This window comes from Leucobacter viscericola, assembly GCF_011299575.1.
Classification (GTDB): Bacteria; Actinomycetota; Actinomycetes; order Actinomycetales; family Microbacteriaceae; genus Leucobacter; species Leucobacter viscericola.
Window position 1 is genome coordinate 3,337,385 of the sequence record NZ_CP049863.1, and the last position, 19,589, is coordinate 3,356,973.

Genomic DNA, 19,589 nt, shown 5'->3' on the forward strand with positions numbered 1-19,589 from the left:
AAAGCGACAGTTTATGTGGGATAGTGTGAAGCAAAACTGCATGATTTGGGGTGCGATGTGCTTGAGATGAAACGGCTCCGTTTGCTCTGGGAGCTTGATACGCGGGGCACCGTCGCCGCGGTCGCCGAAGCGCTGCGTTACAGCCCCTCCGCTATTTCGCAGCAGCTGGCCCTGCTGGAGCGTGAAGCCGGTGTGCCGCTGCTTCATAAAGTCGGTCGAACTCTCGAACTCACCGCCGCCGCGCAGGCGCTCGTCGCAGAAACCCAGGAGCTGCTCGCGGGGCTTGAACGCGCTGAGGCGGCGCTGCATCGTGCGCACGCCGAGGTCTCCGGAACGGTGCGGCTGGCCGTGTTTCAGACGGCCCTGCTGGCGCTGTTGCCGCAGGTGCTCAGGCGGCTGCGTGCGACCCACCCGCACTTACGAGTCGAGATGGTGCAGCACGAACCCGAAGCCGGCCTCGAAGAGACGCGTGCCAGAGCGTTTGACCTCGTTGTGGCCGAGCAGTACCCGGGGCACTCGGCACCGCACTTTTCGGGGTTGGATCGCGAGCCGCTGATTCGGGATCACATCAGACTCGGGTTGCCGCCGCAAGGCGCTGGTGATCCCGCGTTCGACGCCGTCGAGCGACTGCAAGACGCGGCCGAGCTGCCCTGGGTTATGGAGCCGGAAGGAGCAGCCTCGCGTCACTGGGCCTTGCAGCAGTGTCGGCGCGCGGGGTTTGAGCCCGATGTGCGTTACGAAACCGCCGATTTGCAGACCCACGTGCGGCTCATCGAAACCGGAAACGCGGTTGCCTTGCTGCCGGATCTGGTGCACCGCGGGGCCTCCCATCAGCTACGACTCGCCCGCCTCAAGGGGGATCCGCAGCGCACCGTCTTCACCGCGGCCCGCGCCGCAAGCGGTATGCACCCGGCGCTGGAAGCGGTAAGGCACGCGCTCCACGAGGAAGCGCGTGCCTTGGATCAGTCCCGCTAGATCGCGGCGTCCGTTACTGCTTGCGGGCGGTGCGACGCGTAGCGGCGATTACGCCGGCTCCAATCGCGGTGAGGCCGAGGGCTGCTGCAAGTCCCAGACCCAGCGCGTCTCCGTTGGAACCCGTGACGGCGAGTTCTCTGGGAGCCGCCGAAGTTTCTGGGGTTGCAGGAGTTACTGGAGTCACCGGGGTTCCAGGTTTCGTGGGCGGCGTTGTTGGTGGTGTGGTGGGCGGAGTCGTCGGGGGCGTGGTGGGTGGTGTGGTTGGAGGAGTTGTCGGCGTATCGTCATCCTCCCCGCTGCCGCTTCCGCCCGCTTCCTGCCGCACGGTCTTCGCCGAGACGGGTGTAACCTCGCCGGAGTTCATGGTGACGGTTCCCGAGTTTGAGTAGTTCTTGATGCTGGGATCGGTCACTTTGAGTTGCAAATGGATGGTGATGTACTTGTCGGCGGGCAGATCTGGCCAGGTGACGGTGAGTTTTGACGCGGTGCAGTTCACGTCGGGAGTGACCGCATCGTAGGGTGCCGCGGCCATCCCGTTGCCCGGGTAGAAGTCTGAGCTAACGTTCGCTTCAAGGATGGGGCAAATAACCGCAAGGCCCGGTCCGGGTTCATCCACGATCGTGACCGGACCCGAGATTCTTGTCTTCGGAGTGAGGATGTAGGCGTCGACCTTTGTTTGTTCCGCGTCGCTCCACCACATGAGTTTCTTCGCCTCGGTCGGCTCCTGCGAGCACGAAGGACAGGCGTGGGCGTCCGGATCGTAGCTCAACTTCATGACGACGTTTCCGAAGTCCAGGTCCATCGTTTCGGCGGTACCGCCGGAGTAAACGACCTGGGTGTAGAAGGTGCAGTCGCCGTGAACGTTAAGCGGGTGAGTCGAGACGTAATTTGTGAGAGTGAACGTAACGAGACCGGTCGTGTCGACAGAAGCCGTTGCGACCGGCTCTTTTTCGGGTGCCGGGCTGAGCAGGCTAAACGTGGTTGCCACGGTCGGGTCCCACTTGAGCTGGGATGGTAACTGCATGGTGAACTGGTCGCCGGGCTTGGAGCGATCGGGGATCGCCCAGGTGCAATCGAGGGTGAGTCGATCACCGCTCGCAACGACATGTTCCGTGGTGGTCACCGAGGTGATTGCGCCGGAAATGTTCGCCGCATTTGCTGCTGCTCCCATTGCCCCGATGCTGCCCAGTCCGAGCACACACGCGGCGGCGATGGCGAGTATGGTTTTTGCTGTGGAACGCACGAAGTGACTCCTGAAATCGTAAGATGATGCGTGCTTACAAAGTCGACGGTATGTAAACAAGGCCTAAAATTGCGCCGAATTTCAGTAAGTACGTATGTTGAGGGCTCGAGTGTCGAACTCGACTCAGTGAGGTAAGTAGTTTCGAGATTCTGCGTACGTGGTGGAGGCGTTGCGTGCCTGATCCGTGATCGTGCGGGTTGAGGGCATGCTGAGGTACCTCGGGGCTCCAAGGCTCCCTCCCTCTCGAAAGCGCTAGACTTTGGGACGATGAGACCCATGTTGACGGCAGTGGTTGCTGCGATAGAAGCGCTCGCCGTGGCCATCGCGGGGATCGCGATTGTTGCCATACCGGCACTGCTTTTGTGGACCGTTACATTCGGTCTGGCGGCTGAGCCGGGCGATGTCGCCTCAAATATTTCTGCGGTGTGGCTGCTCGGCCATTTTGTTCCGCTCACCTTTTCTCTGACGCAGGAATCGGCCATCTCCTTCGGGCTGGCCGCAGCACCGCTGAAGTTCACCCTGTCACTTGCACCGCTCGGCATCACACTCATTACGGCATTGCTCGCGATGCGTTCGGGGTGGCGTTTCGGGCGGCGCGGCGGGATAGGTTTTGCCGGTGTCATTGGAGGCGCTCTCGGGTTTGCGGTGGCTGCAAGCCTCGTTGTGCCCTTTGCCCACGGTCGTATTGCCTGGTCTGCCGGGGTCGCAATTTTCGTCGCAGCGCTGGTCTACGGCTGTGCTTCTGGTGCAGCGTTTCTCGTGCGGGCTGCGCGAGATGAACACGAGTGGTGGCTCACGATCCTGCGCTGGAAGCAGCAGGGTCTTGACCGGCTGGGAATGCCCGGTGCGGCCGCGCTCCCCGCACGACTTGCAGAGGCCGTGAGGCTTGCCGCAGCGTTTCTCGCTGGTGTGGTGGGCCTCGCAAGCGTCGGCCTCACGGTTGCGATTATTGCGGGCTACGTGAGCATCATGACCCTGAGTCAGAACCTGCAGCTTGACGGTGTGGGCGCGTTCCTATTGTTCCTTCTGCAACTCGCCTACCTGCCGACGATGCTGATCTGGGGCATCTCTTGGCTTTCGGGAGCGGGATTCGCCGTTGGTGCGGGGAGCTCTGCCTCGCCCTTTGATGCGCTGCTGGGGCCCTTGCCCGCGCTACCGATGTTTGGGGCCATTCCGCAGGGGTGGGGAGGCGCGGGCCTGATTGCCCCCTTGCTGCTTGCGCTAGTTGGGCTTGGGCTCGGAGTGCTGTTCGCGAGTCGTGGCGAGATTCGACGGGCGAGCTGGACGGTCGCCCTCGTGATTCCGGTGGGAGCCGCAGTGCTGGCTGGACTCGCGGTCACCGCGTTGGCCTCGTTTGCGACGGGTTCCATCGGGCCTGATCGACTCGCTACGGTGGGGCCTGCTCCCTGGCTCGTTGGCGGACTGGTCGCCCTGGAACTCGGTGTCGGCGCTGTACTCGGGGTCGCTGCTCGCAAGACGGACTACTCGCGGGTTCGTGCGATGCTGCCCGATCTGACAGACGGACTGGAAGGTTCAGAACCGTCTCCGGTACTTGACGCGACGCAGAGTCGCTCGGAAGACGATGAAGCGCGTCAGACCGACGGTGCTGAAATCATTCATCTCGGAGAATACGAAACTATTGAGCTTGATGAAGTTCGAAATCTCAAAGAGGCATCGAATTCTGAGGACGTGCTGGCCTACGCTGAAGACATAGTGAGCGAATTAGACTCGCTCGTGACGGAGCCGTACGCGTTTGAGGTGCCGACGCGTGACCCTGAACTTTACGACCAGGCCACTCACGATCCTGAGCCAACTGCTCCCGAGGCTGTCAACGAAGAGATTTCGGAGGAGGAAAAGCTGCTGCGCGCTTACTCCTGGGACACCATGGAAGAACCGGATACTCCTGAACAGCCAAAATCGCGATCTCGGTGGTGGTCTTCGCGAGAAGACGACTGACAGCTGAATGAAAGGTATGTTGACTTTTCGCTGGTAATCAACCCACAGGGTTATGCAATTCTGCGAGTCACGCTTACGATGGTCCGGGGCATTCACCTGGGGTGGGTGAATGCTGACGTGATTGGCACACGCGCAAGTGTGCCAACGGGTAAACAGAGGTCGCAATGGCTCGCATTCACTTTGGCGTTGAATCTGACGACTCCACGCTGCTTGATATCGTTGGCGACCCCGAAACTCAGGAACACCTGAGACAGGAAGCTTTTGCAGAACTGTACGAACGGTATCGCAGAGCCGCGTATGTCCGCGCGCTGCGGCTCGTGGACTCGCCTCACCGTGCGGAAGACGTAGTTGCCGAAGCATTTGTGAAGACTCTCGCCGCGCTCAGACGCGGACTTGGGCCCACGCAGTCGTTCGCAGCGTATCTCTTCACTGCCGTTCGGAGTGAAGCATTCCGATCTTCTCAGACTGACCGAAGCACCGAGACGCTCTCGGACCAGGAGCTTGCTGTACACCCTAATCTCATTGAAGATGATTTCTCGGAAAGGCTTTCAGAGCGAGACCAGCTTATGGCAGCCTTTCGCGCATTGACGAGGCCCTGGCAACACGTATTGTGGCTCACTGAAGTTGAGGGAATTACCAACGAAGAAGTCGGTGAAGAACTCGGCATCACTACGGGAGCTGCAGCCGCTCTTGGATTTCGGGCACGCGAAGGCTTGCGTGTGGCCTACCTCCAGTTGTACTCCAAACAGGCTGCTCCGGAGTGCGCGGGGTTGGCAGCCTTGTTAGCTGGATACTTGCGCGGTGGCCTGGGTAAACGAGATAGGGCAAGAGTCGAGGGCCACCTGCTCAATTGTGGAACGTGTGTGCGGCAACTCGCTGAGCTCAAACGATTGAACCAGTCGCTTAGGCTTATTGTTGGGCCGCTGCTCGCTGGTGGCACCGCGGCGAGCTTGGCGTTGGTGCCAAAAGACAGCGCAGCAGCGGTAGGGCGAGGGGCCGGTCTGGTTCCGGGTGGTGGTCTTCGGGTGGTTGTTGCGGGCTTTCTTTTGGCGGCTGCGATTGCCGGAGTACTTCTCCTGACTCCGCAGGAGGCACAACCGCAAATGGACAATGGGCGAACAGATTCCGCGGGAGCTGAGTTGAATGAGGTGTCTCGCCCCACAAAACAAGACATACAGGCGGAGAAGAACCGGGCCGACACTGAACCCGAACCTGCAAAGCAGGAGGTTGATGAATCTGCGATGCCTGCGGGGGACGACACAACGCCAAACTGGGCGCTTGTCGAATAGCCCCTGAGACCAACAGAAAATTTCTTTTCAAAGTGGCGTAAAAGTCTTTCGCGTTAGGGGTCTCTCTTTCTACCCCCGGTCTGTCTCTGCGGCGCAAAGACAGACCGGACACGCGAATCTGACTAGAAAATGACCCCACACGGAGGACGCAAGTGGTTGTGAGACAAACAATGAACTCTGGAAGACGCAGAAAAATTCTAGCGAGCGCACTTGCCATATTGATTGGCGCTACCGTCACCCCTGTTGGTGCGGCTTGGGCGGAAGACAACTCAAACGATGCATCCCAAGAAAATGGAGTCCAGAGCTCTACAGCCGCAGGAACGGCATCTTCAGAGACGCAGGGAAGAACAGCGGAGACCCCTGGGCCCTCTGCCACGGAGAAAGAAACCGGCACTGCGGTAAACAACGTGCCCGCACTAAAGATGCCGAAACGGCTATTGTCAGGCGAGGATTTGCCCGACATTTCCCTTACGATCTCTACCTACAGCACCGGAACCGCTCCGTTTACCCCCGGAGATGATTCTCCGGGAAATGACTCGGGCGAATCGAACGACATCGTTCGAGTGAATGACACCGTGACTTACCGAGTCGAGTATGCGGTAGCTGACACAACCGCGGATAACCTCACCTGGTCCGTGACCTTCCCGAAGGGCATGGAGATTACGCAGGTGCCCGGTTACTGCCAAGGGCCAGGATCACAAATTGCGCCGGCCACAGCGGGAACGCCCAACCTGCCTCTCACGGCGAACTCGGTCAATGAGCTTTCTGAACAAACTCTCACCTGCAATTTGGGAACAAAAACCGCAGCGACGGACTTCGTGTTTGTAACGGCCAAGGTGCTGAATCTGGCGCATCAGGGGCAGGAGCTAACGATTCCCGCCGCCTCCATTACAGCTGACGGTCTCACCGCGCCGGTTCCCGCTGACGACCCACTGCCTACGGTAAAGGCCTCCGCCAAACTCATGTGGGATCTTTCAAAAAACGGGATCAGCCAGTATGAAAACAGCGGCTACGCCTGGGGCGCTTATGCGCAGTCATGCCCGTGGGATAGCTCGATCGCCTGCATGTCGACAATTTACCCCCTGTACATTTCCGCACCCGCGGGTGGTAAGGGGGCGATGCCAGCCATCGGCGACATCACACTGGTAGATGACCTCTCACCAGAGTCGATGTACCCCGGGCTGAGCGCCGCTCAATACGCTGCAATGAATGCCGATCTTGATAAGTACGGCACGCGCATTGGTACCAACACTTCGGGTCTTGCAGGAGGACCGGGCTCAAAAATCAACGGGGGTAGTTACACCGCCGAGAATTCAGTTCGTGACTCAGGAAACCTGTCGATCTCGCAGCCGGGGCCGGGTAAGCCTGCTACGATCAACATTTCTGCGGCAGACATGACGCTACGCACCTTCCCCTCCAAAACTTCTTCCGACGGGTCAGCTCTGCCCGCAAACGTCGCGTACGCGGTTGCGCTGAACGTGCGTGTTTATACTCCGGTTTCTACCATCCAAGACTTTGGTGTCGACACGGGCAACTCTTGGAGCCTGACTACACGAAACGTTTACTCAAACCTCAGCATGTCGGGATTCGACGTGACGGATCACGAGACAAGTGCCGACCAGCCCGGCCCGAAATCGAGTGTCTATCCCGATTTGAATTGGAACGACTACCGCACAACAAGCGTCAAGATTGAGGTGCCGGGTACCTTTGGCAAGTCCTTCGCGGCGGTGCCCGGGGCTAGCGGAAATATCAGCCCTTACGACTTCAGTGGCGTCAACTATTTGTACGAGGGGCCTCCCGGCGGAGCCATCGCAGGCAGCGGAAACATCACGGTTTCAGGCGATCAAGACGTCGTCAGCATTCTGCAGATTGGCGGATCCAACATGGCTTTGCCCGCTGACGTGAGTGTTGTCGCATGCGATGCCTGGGACAACACGCGGATACATCTGCGAGCTGCCGACTACCCCGCTTCAGTAGAGGGTAAGGGACAGCAGCTGCCGTCCGGGGGAGACCCGGTGTGGATCTCGAGCTACAACAATGTGAAAGACGTCGCGGGGTTCATCCGCAACGCAAAAGATAAGAGCGAAACCCCCGGCCTTAAGGTGCAATATTCGGCGCTGCCAGGCTCGGCGAACGCGGGATCTGAGTGCGGCGACGCTCAGGGACCCTGGTACGACTCGCCTGAGATGGTTCCTGGCAACGATCCTGACCTCGCAGGGCAAGGAATCTACACCGCAGTGGGGCGCGTGCGTGCGCACCTGGTTCTTGACAAAACCCAGGGTGCCACGCTGGGGCAATTCAGCAATGTGCAGGCATACCTTTCTATTGGAATGCGTGTTGCCGATACCGGCATTGCGGTGGGAGATATCATTCCCAACTGGGCGGCAAATAAGCGAGTGAACTTCGCGCGACTTTCGATGGCACAGGTGCTCGCAGACTCCGGTACTTGGACTCGCTCGAACTATGTTCCTGGTGCAACCGTGACTGATCCGAATGGGCACAGTGGCAGCCCTGGCGATCGCCTCATCTACTCGACAGCTCAGGCGCGCATTGTGAAACAGGTGCGAAAAGGAGACAGCGGTGATTTTCTTGCGATGCCTCCGCAGGTTACGGGTGGTGATCTGGTTCAGTACAAGCTGTCGCCTTCACTCACCTCTGGAAAAATAACACAGGTCAAAGAGAACGATGTGTGGGTGGAAGACTGCTTGCCCGCCTCGCAAACGTATCTCGAATCGACGCCAGTCCCGACCACGGTCGTGAACGGGTCAACCCCGAGCGACGCTAAGCGGGCAGCTTGCGCGGCGGGAGAGACATACATTCGCTGGACTTATCCGAAGCACACGATCAACGACCCAATTGATCCGATCTTGCTCTCCGCTGAGGTGTCTCCCACCGCAAAAGACGGCGTTTACCAGAACACAGTGGTCGTGTGGGCTGACGGAGATGCCTCGAAGCTTGCTCAGCGAAGTGCAAACGCGCAGGTCCAAATTAGCAACATCGCGGGTGTGAAGCTCGAGAAAGTTTCTCTAACCCCGATTACGCAGGTAAACCGTCCGGAGGCCGCGACACGTGAACTCAACCGCTGGGCGATCCGACTGACAAACACCATGCCTGTCGCGACAACGAGCGCGGTGTCAAACCCTGATGTCATTGATGTATTGCCCGACCGTACTCGCACGGGCAGCACGTACAACGGAACGTTTGAGTTTGTGTCGGCAAATGCGACTCAGGGCGGCCCCAATGTTGTCGTGCTCTACACCAATGCTGCCGCACCTTCGGCGAATCCCAAGAACGCGTCAAATGCCGCGGATGGCTTGACTGTGTGGTGTGACGCCCCGGTCGGCGGAGCGGTCGTGAGTGGAGTGGGAGCCTGCCCCACCTCGCTGAGTGAGGTGACGGCCGTGCGCGTTCAGCGCCCGGGTGACTACCTTGCAGGAGAGGTGATCGAAGTGGAGGTCTCGCTGGTCGGTATCGACAATAGAGCTGGAGACAAATATGTCAATAAGGTGATGGCAGCTGCGACCGGCCTCGATAACGCGGTGGGCCCTCTGAACCGCCCTGAGGTTGTGGTTGCGTCCACGCTAGGAGACCGTGTGTGGTGGGACCTCAACCGTAACGGCGCGCAAGATGATTTCAATGGGGTGCCTGAGCCGGGAGCAAAGGGAATCACAGTGCGGGTTCACGGCGTCGATGATCTCGGCAACCCGGTAGACGTTACCGCTGTAACCGACGCAAGCGGAAAATACACCCTAGCTGGTCTTCGTGCATCTGACAGCAACGGCTACACAGTCACATTTGTGCGTCCCGACGGAACTGAGTTCACGACAAAGCAAACTGAGGGGGTTACCCCCGAACTCAATTCCAAGGCCGATACCACAACCGGCGACTCCGATCCGGTTCTTCTGGGAATCAACGAGAGTAATCCGAATATCGACGCCGGGCTGTTGCCAAATGGAGGGCTGCAGATCAACAAGCTGCTGGCCGGGACGGGTGTTAAGCCCTTCGCCGCGAACGAATCACTCACGTTTGACGTAGCTTGTACTTTCGGCTCAGAATCGGTGTTGCAACAGCAGGTCACGCTTGAAGCGCACGCTAAAGCTTCCGTGACCTCAGATGTTCTGGGTCCGCTGCCTGCTTTTAGTGAGTGCAAGGTGACCGAAACCGACGCGGGAGTTGCTGACGCAGCTGCTGTCCCGGTGAGTGTGAGCGTGCCGTGGGACAGCGAAACGCAACGCTCGGGGGTCGTAACTGCCTCATTAACCAACTACTACTCTGCAGGCACCCTCACTCTCTCGAAGAAGCTCAAGGGTGACACCGAAGCTGTGAATCACTTCAGCAAAGCGGTCTTTTCGGTTCTTGTGACTTGCCAGGTTGAGGAGAAGACCTCAGACGGTGAGGCTCTGGCAGCTCAGGTGTACTCGGGAACTGTGAAAATCAAGGGCGGGCAAACCAAAATGCTTGTTCAAGACGACGGCAAACCGCAGTACTTGCCGCTAGGGGCGAAGTGCTTCGGCAATGAGGTTGACAATGGCGGGGCAGATTCGGTCTCCGTGAGTGCCACAACGAGCAAGCCGGTTGTGGTGACTTCAGGATCACCGGAGCAGATGCAGCAACTGCAGATAACGGTGGTGAACACCTTCAAGTGCAATGCAAAGAGCTGCCCGAAGTCAGGCGGTGTCGACACAACCGGCTCAGGGGTTGGCTTGATGCCTGGTCTTGCACTTACCGGTTCTCAACTGTGGGGGTATGGATTACTTGCTGCAGCTTTGATTGCGTTGGGGATTCTGCTGAGCGGGTCGCGTCTGCTGAGGCGGCGCCGTGATGCCTAGCCGAACGAGGTAAATCGGGATCGGTGCAGTGCACGCGTGACTAGCGTGCACTGCCCCGAATCACTAGGCTAAGAGGGCAATCCACGGGAGTCCCTGCGCGAGGGGCTGAGAGGGAGCACGCGAGCTCCGACCGTTCAACCTGATCTGGTTCATACCAGCGGAGGAAGGAACTCTCAATGACGCATATCCACGCGCGCGCTCGTCGCGCCATGTTCGCCCCAATCGTCTTTGTCGCAGCGGTCAGTCTTGCACTGAGCGGGTGCTCGACTGATTCTCAGGCGGGGGCCACGGAGAAAGACTCCAAGAAGGTCACCCTCGTGGTGCACGACTCGTTTCCGAACAAGGAGTTTGCAGCCGCGGCGAGCAAAGCGACCGGCTACGACGTCAAGGTCATTTCGGCTGGTGACGGCGGTGAGCTCACTAACAAACTGGTGCTCACAAAGGGGGCACCGATTGCGGACGCCTTTTTTGGTGTCGACAACACCTTTGCTTCGCGGGTCGTAGACAACGATGTGGTGGAGGCCTATGTTCCCGCTGGTCTGCCCAAGAGCGCTGCCGACTACGCCTTCGACAACAAGGGATCGCTTACCCCGGTAGATGTCGGTGCAACGTGCATCAACATCGACACAGGGTGGTTTAAGGATCGCGGGATCGCTGAGCCACAGAACTACGAAGACCTCACCGCGCCCAAGTACCGGGACCTCACGGTGCTGCTTGATCCGACTGCCTCCTCAACCGGTGCTTCTTTTCTTACCGGCACGGTCTCCGAGTTTGGTGAGGACGGATTCGCTGACTACTGGCAGAAGCTCGTCGACAACGGTGCGAGGATCGAGCAGGGCTGGACCGAGGCTTACAACGGACAGTTCACAAAGGGTGGAGGCGATGGTACAAAGCCCATCGTTGTCTCTTACAGCTCTTCGCCCGCCTTCACGACAAACGATGATGGCACCGCAACAACCACAAAAGCCTTGCTCGACACCTGCTCCAATCAGATCGAGTATGCGGGAGTGCTTGCCGGTGCAACGAACCAGGCCGGTGCAAAGGCGGTGCTCGACTACCTAGTGTCGAGCGAGTTCCAAGAGACCATCCCCGACGCTATGTATATGTATCCGATGGATGCTGAGGTCAAGCTCCCCGCGAACTGGGCGGAGTTTGCACCGATGCCGACCAAGGGCCAACTGCACGACCTGCCCAGCGCCAAGATTGAGCAGGGCCGTGAGGGATGGCTGCGCACACTCAGTGACAAGATCGGCCTCTAACCACTCGCTGCATGTCGGGCGGTGGCTCGGGTGGACGCTCGCCACCCTGCTGCCGCTCGGCTTCATCCTGCTGTTTTTTGTGTGGCCGGTGGTCTCGCTGGTCGCAACGGGACTCACGAATGATGGCCAGCTCGACCTGAGTGGGATTCCGGAAGTATTTGGAGATGCTCGCACCTGGCAGGTGATTGGGCAAACGATTCTGCAGGCAGTGGGATCCACCGTCATCTCACTCTTGCTCGGTCTGCCTGCTGCATATGTGTTGTACCGGCTTGATTTCCCCGGACGAGCCTTCCTGCGAGGATTTCTTACCGTGCCGTTTGTGCTGCCAACGGTTGTTGTTGGTACGGCGTTCACGGCTCTGCTCGGGCCGGGAGGCCCGCTTGAGTGGCTCGGCCTCGATCGCAGCTTTGTCGCCATCATTATTGCGCTCGCCTTCTTCAACGTCACCGTTGTTGCGCGCACCGTCGGTGGGTTTTGGGCCAGGCTCGACGATAGCGCTGCCATGGCCGCGCGGGTGATGGGTGCGGGGCGCGTGCGTGCTTGGCTTACCGTTACGTTCCCGGCACTTGTTCCAGCGCTCGCCTCGGCGGCAGCGTTGGTGTTCCTCTTTAGTTCGACATCGTTTGGGATCGTGTTGATCCTCGGTGGTCGCGAGTTTGCCAACGTGGAGACAGAGATCTATCGGCTCACCGTGCAGTTTCTTGATCTGCGCTCGGCGGCAGTGCTTTCGCTGGCGCAATTCGTCATTGTTGGGCTTGCGCTTACGGTTTCTGCCCGACTGCGCAGCTCGGGGGAGCGCGCGGTTGAACTGCGCGCCGAGGCGCCACAGGGGCAGCGGGAAAAACGGCCGGGGATCGCGGATCTGCCAGCACTCGTGATGTTTGGTGCGACGGTGCTGATCCTGCACGCGCTTCCGATCCTGACCCTGCTGGGGCGATCTTTGCGGGCGGCGGACGGCTCCTGGAGCTTCGGCAACTACGCGGCACTGTTTTCTTCTGCTGATTTGCCGATTGAGGGCACCGTGCTTGAATCGATTTGGTTGTCGCTGCGAATCTCGTGCGTGGCGGCGGCGATTGCGATGTTCCTGGGGGTGCTGATCGCGTTGGTGCTGTCGCGCCGACCCGGTTCGGACGTGCTGCGCCGAGGCATGTCCCTCTTTGACGGCCTTGTGATGCTGCCGCTCGGTGTCTCCGCTGTGACACTCGGCTTCGGATTGCTGCTCACCATGAACAAACCGCTCGGGATCGGCTTCGATCTGCGCACCTCCGTTGCGCTCATTCCGATCGCGCAGGCGCTCGTTGCCTTGCCACTCGTGGTGCGTACGCTGCTACCGGTGCTGCGATCGATCGATCAGCGGTTGAGATTTGCCGCGACCTCGCTTGGTGCCTCTCCGCTCGCAGTATTGCGAACAATAGACCTGCCGATGGTTGGCCGCTCGGCAGGCCTTGCACTCGGATTTGCGTTTGCGGCCTCGCTCGGTGAGTTTGGGGCGACCTCGTTTCTGGTGCGCCCGGGGGAACAGACGCTGCCCGTGGTGATCGCTCAGTTAATTGGGCACCAGGCGCCCGGCAGCTACGGGGCTGGATTGGCCGGTGCCGTTGTGCTGGGTGCGCTCACCGCTGCGGTGATGTTGGTGGCGGATCGGCTGCGGGCAGACCGCATTGGATCCGAATTTCGGGGAGAGTTTTAGTGTTTGGTGAACTGGTGTCTGAGCTCGTGACGGCCGATGTTGTGCTCATTGACGGTCGTTCGGGATCGGGCAAGACTTCTCTGGCCGAGAAGCTTGTTGGCCGGCTGGGGGCGCTTGGGCGCCGCGTGCAGGTGCTGCGGGTGGAAGACCTGTACCCGGGCTGGGACGGGCTCGCCGAGGGATCCCGCGCTGTTGCTGAGGCGCTCGCTGCCGGGCGGTACCGTCGTTACGACTGGGAGCTTGGCGCGTTTGCGGAGTGGGTAACGATAAACGAAACAACCCCTCTCATTATTGAGGGCTGCGGCGCGATCACCCGAGAGAACCTCGCCGCCGCTGAAGGCTGGGCGGTACGGGAGAACGTAGGGAACGTTCGCAGCGTGTGGATCGAGTGCCCCACAGAGCTGCGGCGATCCCGAGCCCTCGCCCGCGACGGCAAGATGTTCGCGCCCCACTGGGATCGCTGGGCGGCTCAAGAGGAGGCCCTCTTCTCTAAAACTCGCCCCGACTTACTTGCCGAGCTTGCGTTTCAATGCCGAGAGTGCGGCTCCGAGACGCATTCTCGACGCTGAAACGCACTCTCGCCGATATTTCAGGCCAGATCTGGAAGGCTGGCCGGGAACGGATCCACACACCCGGTGAGTGCGCCCTTGTAGTATCGGCCCGCTGCAATACTTATCGCGTGGATACTGATGAGCGGCGTTTTCGAAACCTGCCCAAGGCATTTGCTTCGCTTTTAGGACTCGCGGTTATCGGCGGTGTAATCGCGTGGGGAGTTCCGGCAACCGCCCCACTGTTTCCCGCGGCAAAATTGGCCTCTTGTACGGTAATCGATCAGAAGGGAAATAGCGGAAAGAGAAGCCTGATTCCGACGATGTACACGGATTGCGGTTCTTTTCAGCGAGCGGGGACTGTTTCTTGCACGACTAACCCCGCTAAAGAGGTGCGGCTGGGCAATTACCACACCTATGACCTGATTGTACGAGGCCCTCAGATTCCCATCCTGATGGTGCCGAAAATTATGTCTGCGGGCTTGTCGAAAGAGCAGAGGGTTGAGATTCCCGCGGAGCCAAGCGTCGAGGGTCTCACTGGGCTGAACTCTGAATACATCAGGGGCTTGAGCAGCTCAAAAGATAGGGAGATGAAAGCGAGTGAGAAACTTCGGGAGCAATGGTCTCCCGAGAAACTTCGAGCGTTTGACTACGAGCAGCCGCCGTATGATCCGGACTGTGATGCTTCGTTATTCGTGATGACCTCGCGAGGCTTGATGGAGTCGTGGCCAGCCCGGGCGGAGCAGCTGTTGCAAGTGCCCGAAGGAGTGACACCGCGCGACCCCAAGCTGCCGTGCGAGGGGTATCAGTGCAGTGCTCCGTGAGCGGGTCACCAAGGAATGTAGACTAGCCGGGTGCTGAAACTCGCTGTGTTGATCTCCGGTGGCGGTAGCAACCTCCAAGCACTGCTTGAGGCAGCCGCCGATCCCGACTATCCGGCGCAAATTGTGTGTGTCGGATCGGACACCGATGCTCCGGGGCTTGAACACGCTCGCGCAGCCGGCATTCCCACCTTCATCGTGCGCCCGAAAGATTCCGAGAACCGTGAAGAATGGGGTCAGTTGCTTGCTACGGCGATCCAAGAACACGGCGTCGGAACGGGGCCCGAGCCCGGGCTGGTCGTGAGTGCAGGGCTCATGCGGATCCTGCCCGCCGGGTTTGTGCGCGAGTTCTCGCCGAATCTCATCAACACTCATCCCGCGCTTCTGCCGCTCTTCCCGGGCGCTCACGCCGTGCGAGACGCGCTCGCCGCGGGGGCAACAGAAACGGGCGTCACCGTCCACGTGATCGACGAGGGTGTCGATACCGGGCCCGTGCTTCGCCAAGCACGCGTCGAGGTGCTGCCCGAAGAATCCGAAGCCGAGCTGCACGAGCGCATCAAGCAGCTCGAACGCCCGCTTCTCGTGCGCACGGTGCGCGACATTGCCCTGGGCACCCTCAACCTTCCCTAGAACACCACCAGGTTTCACCACCCACCTCAAAGGAGTCCGCTACATGGCAGTCCAGAGCCACGATCCCAGCCTCTACACCCATCGAGATCAGATCCCGGTTCGCCGCGCGCTCATCTCTGTGAGCGACAAGACTCGCCTGCTTGAACTGGCGGGAGCGCTCGCAGAAGCGGGCGTCGAAATGGTGTCCACTGGCTCCACCGCCGCGACAATTCGTGATGCTGGCCACTCAGTGACCGACGTTGCGGAGGTTACGGGCTTCGCTGAGGCGCTCGATGGCCGCGTGAAAACGCTGCACCCCGCAGTGCACTCGGGGCTGCTGGCAGATCTGCGCCTCGCGGATCATCGCGAGCAGCTCGACCAGCTTGGGTTCGCTCCGTTTGAGCTTGTGGTCGTCAACCTGTACCCCTTCGAGGAGACGGTGGAGTCGGGCAAACCCGCCGCCGACATCATCGAAAACATCGACATTGGTGGCCCCGCGATGGTGCGCGCCACGGCTAAGAACCACGCCAACGCGGCAATCGTGGTGGATCCGGGCCGTTACGACGAGGTCATCGAGGCTGTGCAGGCCGGGGGAACCACACTGGCGCTGCGTCGTTCGCTCGCAACCGAGGCCTTCATGCACACCGCAAACTACGACGGTGCGGTTGCAAATTGGTTCCTCGATCAAGAGGATGCCACCTGGAGTGATGCCCCGGCCGCCGAGGCCGACGACGAGGCAGAGGCAGAACTCTCAATCGACATGATTTTCGAGGCTCCCAGTGACGCCTCACCTAGCGACTCAACAATCGGCTATGAAATGCTTGGCATGCGTGAGGCCGTGCTGCGCTACGGCGAGAACAGCCACCAGCGCGCCGCACTTTTCACCGAGCTTCAGGGAGCCGGCATCGCCCAGGCCACCCAGCTGCACGGCAAAGAGATGTCGTACAACAACTACGTCGACGCTGACGCCGCGGTGCGCGCAGCCTACGACCACGAGCGGCCCGCGGTTGCAATCATCAAGCACGCGAACCCCTGCGGAATCGCCGTGGCTCCTGAGGGGGCGGCTGATCCCATCGCAGCGGCGCACGAGCTCGCTCACGCCTGCGACCCCGTCTCCGCCTTCGGTGGTGTGATTGCGGCCAACCGCACCGTGACCGCTCAAATGGCTCAGACCGTCTCAGAGATCTTCACCGAGGTAGTGGTTGCTCCCGACTTCGAGCCGGACGCGCTCGCGATCCTCACCCAGAAGAAGAACGTGCGGTTGCTCGTGCTGCCCGTGGACTTCGAGCAGAACCCGATCGAGCTGCGTCAGGTCTCGGGCGGATTTTTGGTGCAGGACGCAGATCGGTCCTTTGCGCCCGCAGCCGAGTGGCAGCTTGCGGCGGGGGAGCCGGCCGATGCTGAGACCCTTGCCGAGCTGGAATTTGCGTGGCGAGCCTGCCGCGCAGTGAAGTCGAACGGGATCCTGCTCACCAACAACGGCGCATCGGTTGGTGTTGGTATGGGCCAGGTGAACCGGGTCGACTCCTGCCGCCTCGCTGTTGAGCGCGCGGGCGACCGCACAAGGGGCGCAGTTGCAGCCTCTGACGCGTTCTTCCCGTTTGCTGACGGCCTGCAGGTGCTGCTCGACGCTGGCGTGCGGGCCGTGGTGCAGCCGGGTGGTTCAGTTCGGGATCCCGAAGTGATTGAGGCCGCCACCGCTGCCGGAGTCACCATGTATTTCACCGGTGAGCGGCACTTCTTCCACTAGGACGCGTTTGGTCGTAATGCTGCATCGCAGACCTCGACCGTAAATATAGGAGAGAATGGTCCCATGGAAATTGTCAAGGGGATTTTAGTTGTACTGCACATCATCGGGTTCGGTGTGGTGCTTGGCGGAACGTTGGCTCAGCTGCCCGCCGTGAAGCTTGGCAAGGCTCGCATTCTGCCGGGTGTGCTGCACGGCGCATCGCTGCTGTTTGCGACCGGACTGCTGCTGGTTGGCACGATCTACATGATGGGCGGTCAGCCGAACAACATGAAGATCGGCGTGAAGCTGCTCGTGCTGATCGGCATCATTGTGCTGATCCTCATGAACCGCAAGAAGGAAAACGTTTCGGCGGGTGTGCTCGGGGCGATCGCTGGGCTCTCAATCGTGAACGTCTGCCTGGCGGTTCTCTGGAACTAGCCTCACTTACGAGAAACGCAAGAGGGTGCCGATTTCGGCGCCCTCTTCGTTTTTTATGACGAGTTTGTCGCCGGAGATCGTCGCCTCGTGAGCTGTTTCTAGCCAGGTGTCGACACCCTCGCAGAACATTCGCGTGGACCGCATCGCCCCAAGATCAATGGTGCCGTCCTTGGCCTCGGTAAACGAGCCACCAACGGTGTTACAACCGTCGGTGCCCGTGTACTCACCGTTTGCCGTGAACTCGAGCGACGGGGAGCCCTTGGCCTTCGGGTCACCCCAGGTTCCCTCGACGCCCTTTGTGCTTTCGGTCGAGCTGGCACAGGCCGAGAGCAGGATCGCCGCGACCGCTGCCGTCGCAATCATTGAGGTGCGCAGGGATGCTGATTTCATGGCCTCAGCATATTCCCCGGCGCACCCGCGCAGCTACCCCCTGTTGAGCTAACGCTGTGGGGCTAACCCTGCGCTGCGGATCCCCAGGTCTTCGACTCGCCCGCGGGTGCGATTGCCTGTGGCACACCGAGGGGGTTGGCGTCACGAAGTGTTTCGGGTAGGAATGCCGCGGGCGCGTTCTGGTAGGCCACCGGGCGCAAGAATCGCTTGATGGCTGAAGACCCGACCGAAGTGCTCGTGTCGTTTGTGGTCGCGGGCCAGGGGCCACCATGCTGCTGCGCAGGGGTCACCGCAACTCCGGTTGACCAGCCGTTGAAGAGCACCCGGCCAACCTGCTGGCTGATCGCGTCAACGAGGGTCCGCAGCTCCGCCGCGTTTGCGGTTTCGCCGGTGCCCTCGATGGTGCTGAGGTGGAGGGTGCCCGTGAGATTGCCCTCGTAAAACTCGGGTATCAGGGCCGCAAGGTCCGTGCCAGCGGGGGTCTCGACCAGAATGGAGAGCGGGCCAAACGCCTCCTCGACGAGGGCTTCCTTGCTCGCGCGGAAGTCTTCGAGCGACACAGCGACGATAGTGGGCGTAGCCCAGCCGTGGCCGGCCTCGTCGAAGCGGATGCCGCCCTCGATGACCGGTCGCACGCCGGGAGCACTCACGATTGCCTGGCGGCGCTCCTCGAAGCTGCGTGCGATGCGAGGATCGAGCAGCCGGTGCTCCGGGAGTTCGCCCGCGGCGGCCTGAATTGCGGCGGGAAGCTCGGAGTCGGTCGGAATGAACGCGAAGCCCGGCTTGGTGCACAGCTGGCCCGCGGATCCTGAAACGCTCACCAGGTAGCCCGAGGCGATGTCGGCCGCGCGCTCGGCGATTGCGTCTGCGGTGATGAACACGGGGTTGACGGAGCCGAGTTCACCATAGAAGGGGATCGGTGCGGGGCGGGACGCCGCGATGTCTGCGAGGAGGCGACCGACGCCGATTGAACCGGTGAAGGCACCGGCTTTGACCCGGGGATCCTTGAGTACGGCGACTCCGGCTTCGCGGCCGTGAATGAGCTGGAACGTGCCAGCGGGCATTCCCGCGGCGGTGAGAGCGGCAGAAGCGACCTCGGCGGTGGCGTCACTCAGGTCTGGGTGGCCGGAGTGGGCCTTGACGATGAGGGGGCAGCCGGCTGCGAGGATCGCGGCGGAGTCGCCGCCCATAACCGAGAACGCGAACGGGAAGTTTGAGGCGGAGAAGTTGATGACGGGGCCGACTGGAATGTGAGTGCGGCGAATGTCGGGGCGAACACCAAGGGCGAACTCGGGATCGGCGTAGTCGATACGCGCATCGAGGTAGGAGCCGTCGACCAGTGTGTCTGCGAAGAGCCGAAGCTGCACGGCGGTCCGGGTGACCTCTCCGTTGAGACGAGCTTCGGTCAGACCCGTCTCCCGCATCGCGATCTCAACGAGCGATGCCTTTGCGTTTTCGAGGGCGTCAGCGACAGCAACGAGTGCCTGGGCACGTGTCTTCGGGCTGGTGGCTGCAAACGCGGGTGCTGCAGCGGTCGCGTTCGCGACGATGGTCTCGAGTTCCGGGGAGAGAGCTTCGGCGGTCATACCTGAATCCTTCGATGTTGTGAGGGCGTCACCAGCGTGGCGCATCCCGCCAGTCTGTCATGGACGGAGGGCACGGGCCGATGTTCATCTCGCACAGTTTGAAAATGCTCGGCAGTGCGTGCCTGTCGGGTATTGGCTCCGGCGGGTTGAGCGAGTCGCTAACAATCGGAAATCTGCGAAATTGCGACGGGGTTTTCCACAATTCGACCGATCACGTCCTTCTGGGC

General features: G+C 60.6%; 14 protein-coding genes and 1 riboswitch. Of the genes, 11 read left to right on the forward strand and 3 right to left on the reverse strand.

Annotated features, from left to right (window positions below):
• Window positions 1–57 precede the first annotated feature (57 nt).
• On the forward strand, window positions 58–975 hold the full coding sequence (locus G7068_RS14610) for a LysR family transcriptional regulator (protein ID WP_166292630.1): 918 nt from the start codon (window positions 58–60) through the stop codon (window positions 973–975).
• A 13-nt stretch (window positions 976–988) separates the two neighbouring features.
• Here G7068_RS14610 and G7068_RS14615 read toward each other — a convergent pair whose 3' ends face one another.
• Window positions 989–2,218, reverse strand: coding sequence for an Ig-like domain-containing protein (locus tag G7068_RS14615; protein WP_166292631.1), 1,230 nt, complete (start codon window positions 2,216–2,218; stop codon window positions 989–991).
• A 267-nt stretch (window positions 2,219–2,485) separates the two neighbouring features.
• On the opposite strand from G7068_RS14615, the gene G7068_RS14620 reads away from it, so the two are divergent.
• From G7068_RS14620 to G7068_RS14665, 10 genes are all read left to right on the forward strand, one after another.
• Window positions 2,486–4,174, forward strand: a complete 1,689-nt coding sequence (locus G7068_RS14620) for a cell division protein PerM (protein WP_166292632.1) — start codon at window positions 2,486–2,488, stop codon at window positions 4,172–4,174.
• Window positions 4,175–4,338: 164 nt separating this feature from the next.
• A complete protein-coding gene (locus G7068_RS14625; RefSeq protein ID WP_166292633.1) occupies window positions 4,339–5,463 on the forward strand; it encodes a sigma-70 family RNA polymerase sigma factor in 1,125 nt (374 codons plus the stop codon).
• Between the two features lie 452 nt (window positions 5,464–5,915).
• The gene (locus tag G7068_RS14630) at window positions 5,916–10,292 is read left to right on the forward strand and encodes an SdrD B-like domain-containing protein (RefSeq protein ID WP_166292634.1); all 4,377 of its coding nucleotides are present in this window, start codon (window positions 5,916–5,918) and stop codon (window positions 10,290–10,292) included.
• Between the two features lie 73 nt (window positions 10,293–10,365).
• Window positions 10,366–10,475, forward strand: a riboswitch (TPP riboswitch).
• A complete protein-coding gene (locus G7068_RS14635) occupies window positions 10,469–11,551 on the forward strand; it encodes a thiamine ABC transporter substrate-binding protein (protein WP_166292635.1) in 1,083 nt (360 codons plus the stop codon). It overlaps the preceding riboswitch by 7 nt.
• Entirely contained in the window at window positions 11,532–13,241 is a 1,710-nt protein-coding gene (locus tag G7068_RS14640; protein ID WP_244304538.1) for an ABC transporter permease, read from the forward strand. The genes G7068_RS14635 and G7068_RS14640 overlap by 20 nt, the downstream gene beginning before the upstream one ends.
• Window positions 13,241–13,810, forward strand: coding sequence for a nucleoside/nucleotide kinase family protein (locus G7068_RS14645; RefSeq protein ID WP_205881313.1), 570 nt, complete (start codon window positions 13,241–13,243; stop codon window positions 13,808–13,810). Before G7068_RS14640 ends, G7068_RS14645 begins: the two co-directional genes overlap by 1 nt.
• A 110-nt stretch (window positions 13,811–13,920) precedes the next feature.
• A complete protein-coding gene (locus G7068_RS14650) occupies window positions 13,921–14,613 on the forward strand; it encodes a hypothetical protein (RefSeq protein ID WP_166292636.1) in 693 nt (230 codons plus the stop codon).
• Between the two features lie 30 nt (window positions 14,614–14,643).
• A complete protein-coding gene (gene purN, locus G7068_RS14655) occupies window positions 14,644–15,240 on the forward strand; it encodes a phosphoribosylglycinamide formyltransferase (RefSeq protein ID WP_166292637.1) in 597 nt (198 codons plus the stop codon).
• Window positions 15,241–15,283: 43 nt separating this feature from the next.
• On the forward strand, window positions 15,284–16,969 hold the full coding sequence (purH, locus tag G7068_RS14660) for a bifunctional phosphoribosylaminoimidazolecarboxamide formyltransferase/IMP cyclohydrolase (RefSeq protein ID WP_166292638.1): 1,686 nt from the start codon (window positions 15,284–15,286) through the stop codon (window positions 16,967–16,969).
• Between the two features lie 63 nt (window positions 16,970–17,032).
• Window positions 17,033–17,386 carry a hypothetical protein gene (locus tag G7068_RS14665; protein ID WP_166292639.1) on the forward strand — a complete coding sequence of 118 codons (354 nt, stop codon included), beginning with the start codon at window positions 17,033–17,035 and terminating at the stop codon, window positions 17,384–17,386.
• Between the two features lie 6 nt (window positions 17,387–17,392).
• Here G7068_RS14665 and G7068_RS14670 read toward each other — a convergent pair whose 3' ends face one another.
• Together G7068_RS14670 and G7068_RS14675 are read right to left on the reverse strand one after the other, a co-directional pair.
• Window positions 17,393–17,776, reverse strand: coding sequence for an META domain-containing protein (locus G7068_RS14670; protein ID WP_166292640.1), 384 nt, complete (start codon window positions 17,774–17,776; stop codon window positions 17,393–17,395).
• Between the two features lie 62 nt (window positions 17,777–17,838).
• On the reverse strand, window positions 17,839–19,362 hold the full coding sequence (locus tag G7068_RS14675) for an aldehyde dehydrogenase (NADP(+)) (RefSeq protein ID WP_166292641.1): 1,524 nt from the start codon (window positions 19,360–19,362) through the stop codon (window positions 17,839–17,841).
• Window positions 19,363–19,589: the final 227 nt, after the last annotated feature.

Excerpts from the sequence above, each read along its gene's own strand:
- G7068_RS14620 (WP_166292632.1), top strand. The coding sequence starts at position 2,486 with ATGAGACCCATGTTGACGGCAGTGGTTGCTGCGATAGAAGCGCTCGCC.
- G7068_RS14635 (WP_166292635.1), top strand. The coding sequence starts at position 10,469 with ATGACGCATATCCACGCGCGCGCTCGTCGCGCCATGTTCGCCCCAATC.
- G7068_RS14625 (WP_166292633.1), top strand. The coding sequence starts at position 4,339 with ATGGCTCGCATTCACTTTGGCGTTGAATCTGACGACTCCACGCTGCTT.
- purH (WP_166292638.1), top strand. The coding sequence starts at position 15,284 with ATGGCAGTCCAGAGCCACGATCCCAGCCTCTACACCCATCGAGATCAG.
- G7068_RS14665 (WP_166292639.1), top strand. The coding sequence starts at position 17,033 with ATGGAAATTGTCAAGGGGATTTTAGTTGTACTGCACATCATCGGGTTC.
- G7068_RS14670 (WP_166292640.1), bottom strand. The coding sequence starts at position 17,776 with ATGAAATCAGCATCCCTGCGCACCTCAATGATTGCGACGGCAGCGGTC.
- G7068_RS14675 (WP_166292641.1), bottom strand. The coding sequence starts at position 19,362 with ATGACCGCCGAAGCTCTCTCCCCGGAACTCGAGACCATCGTCGCGAAC.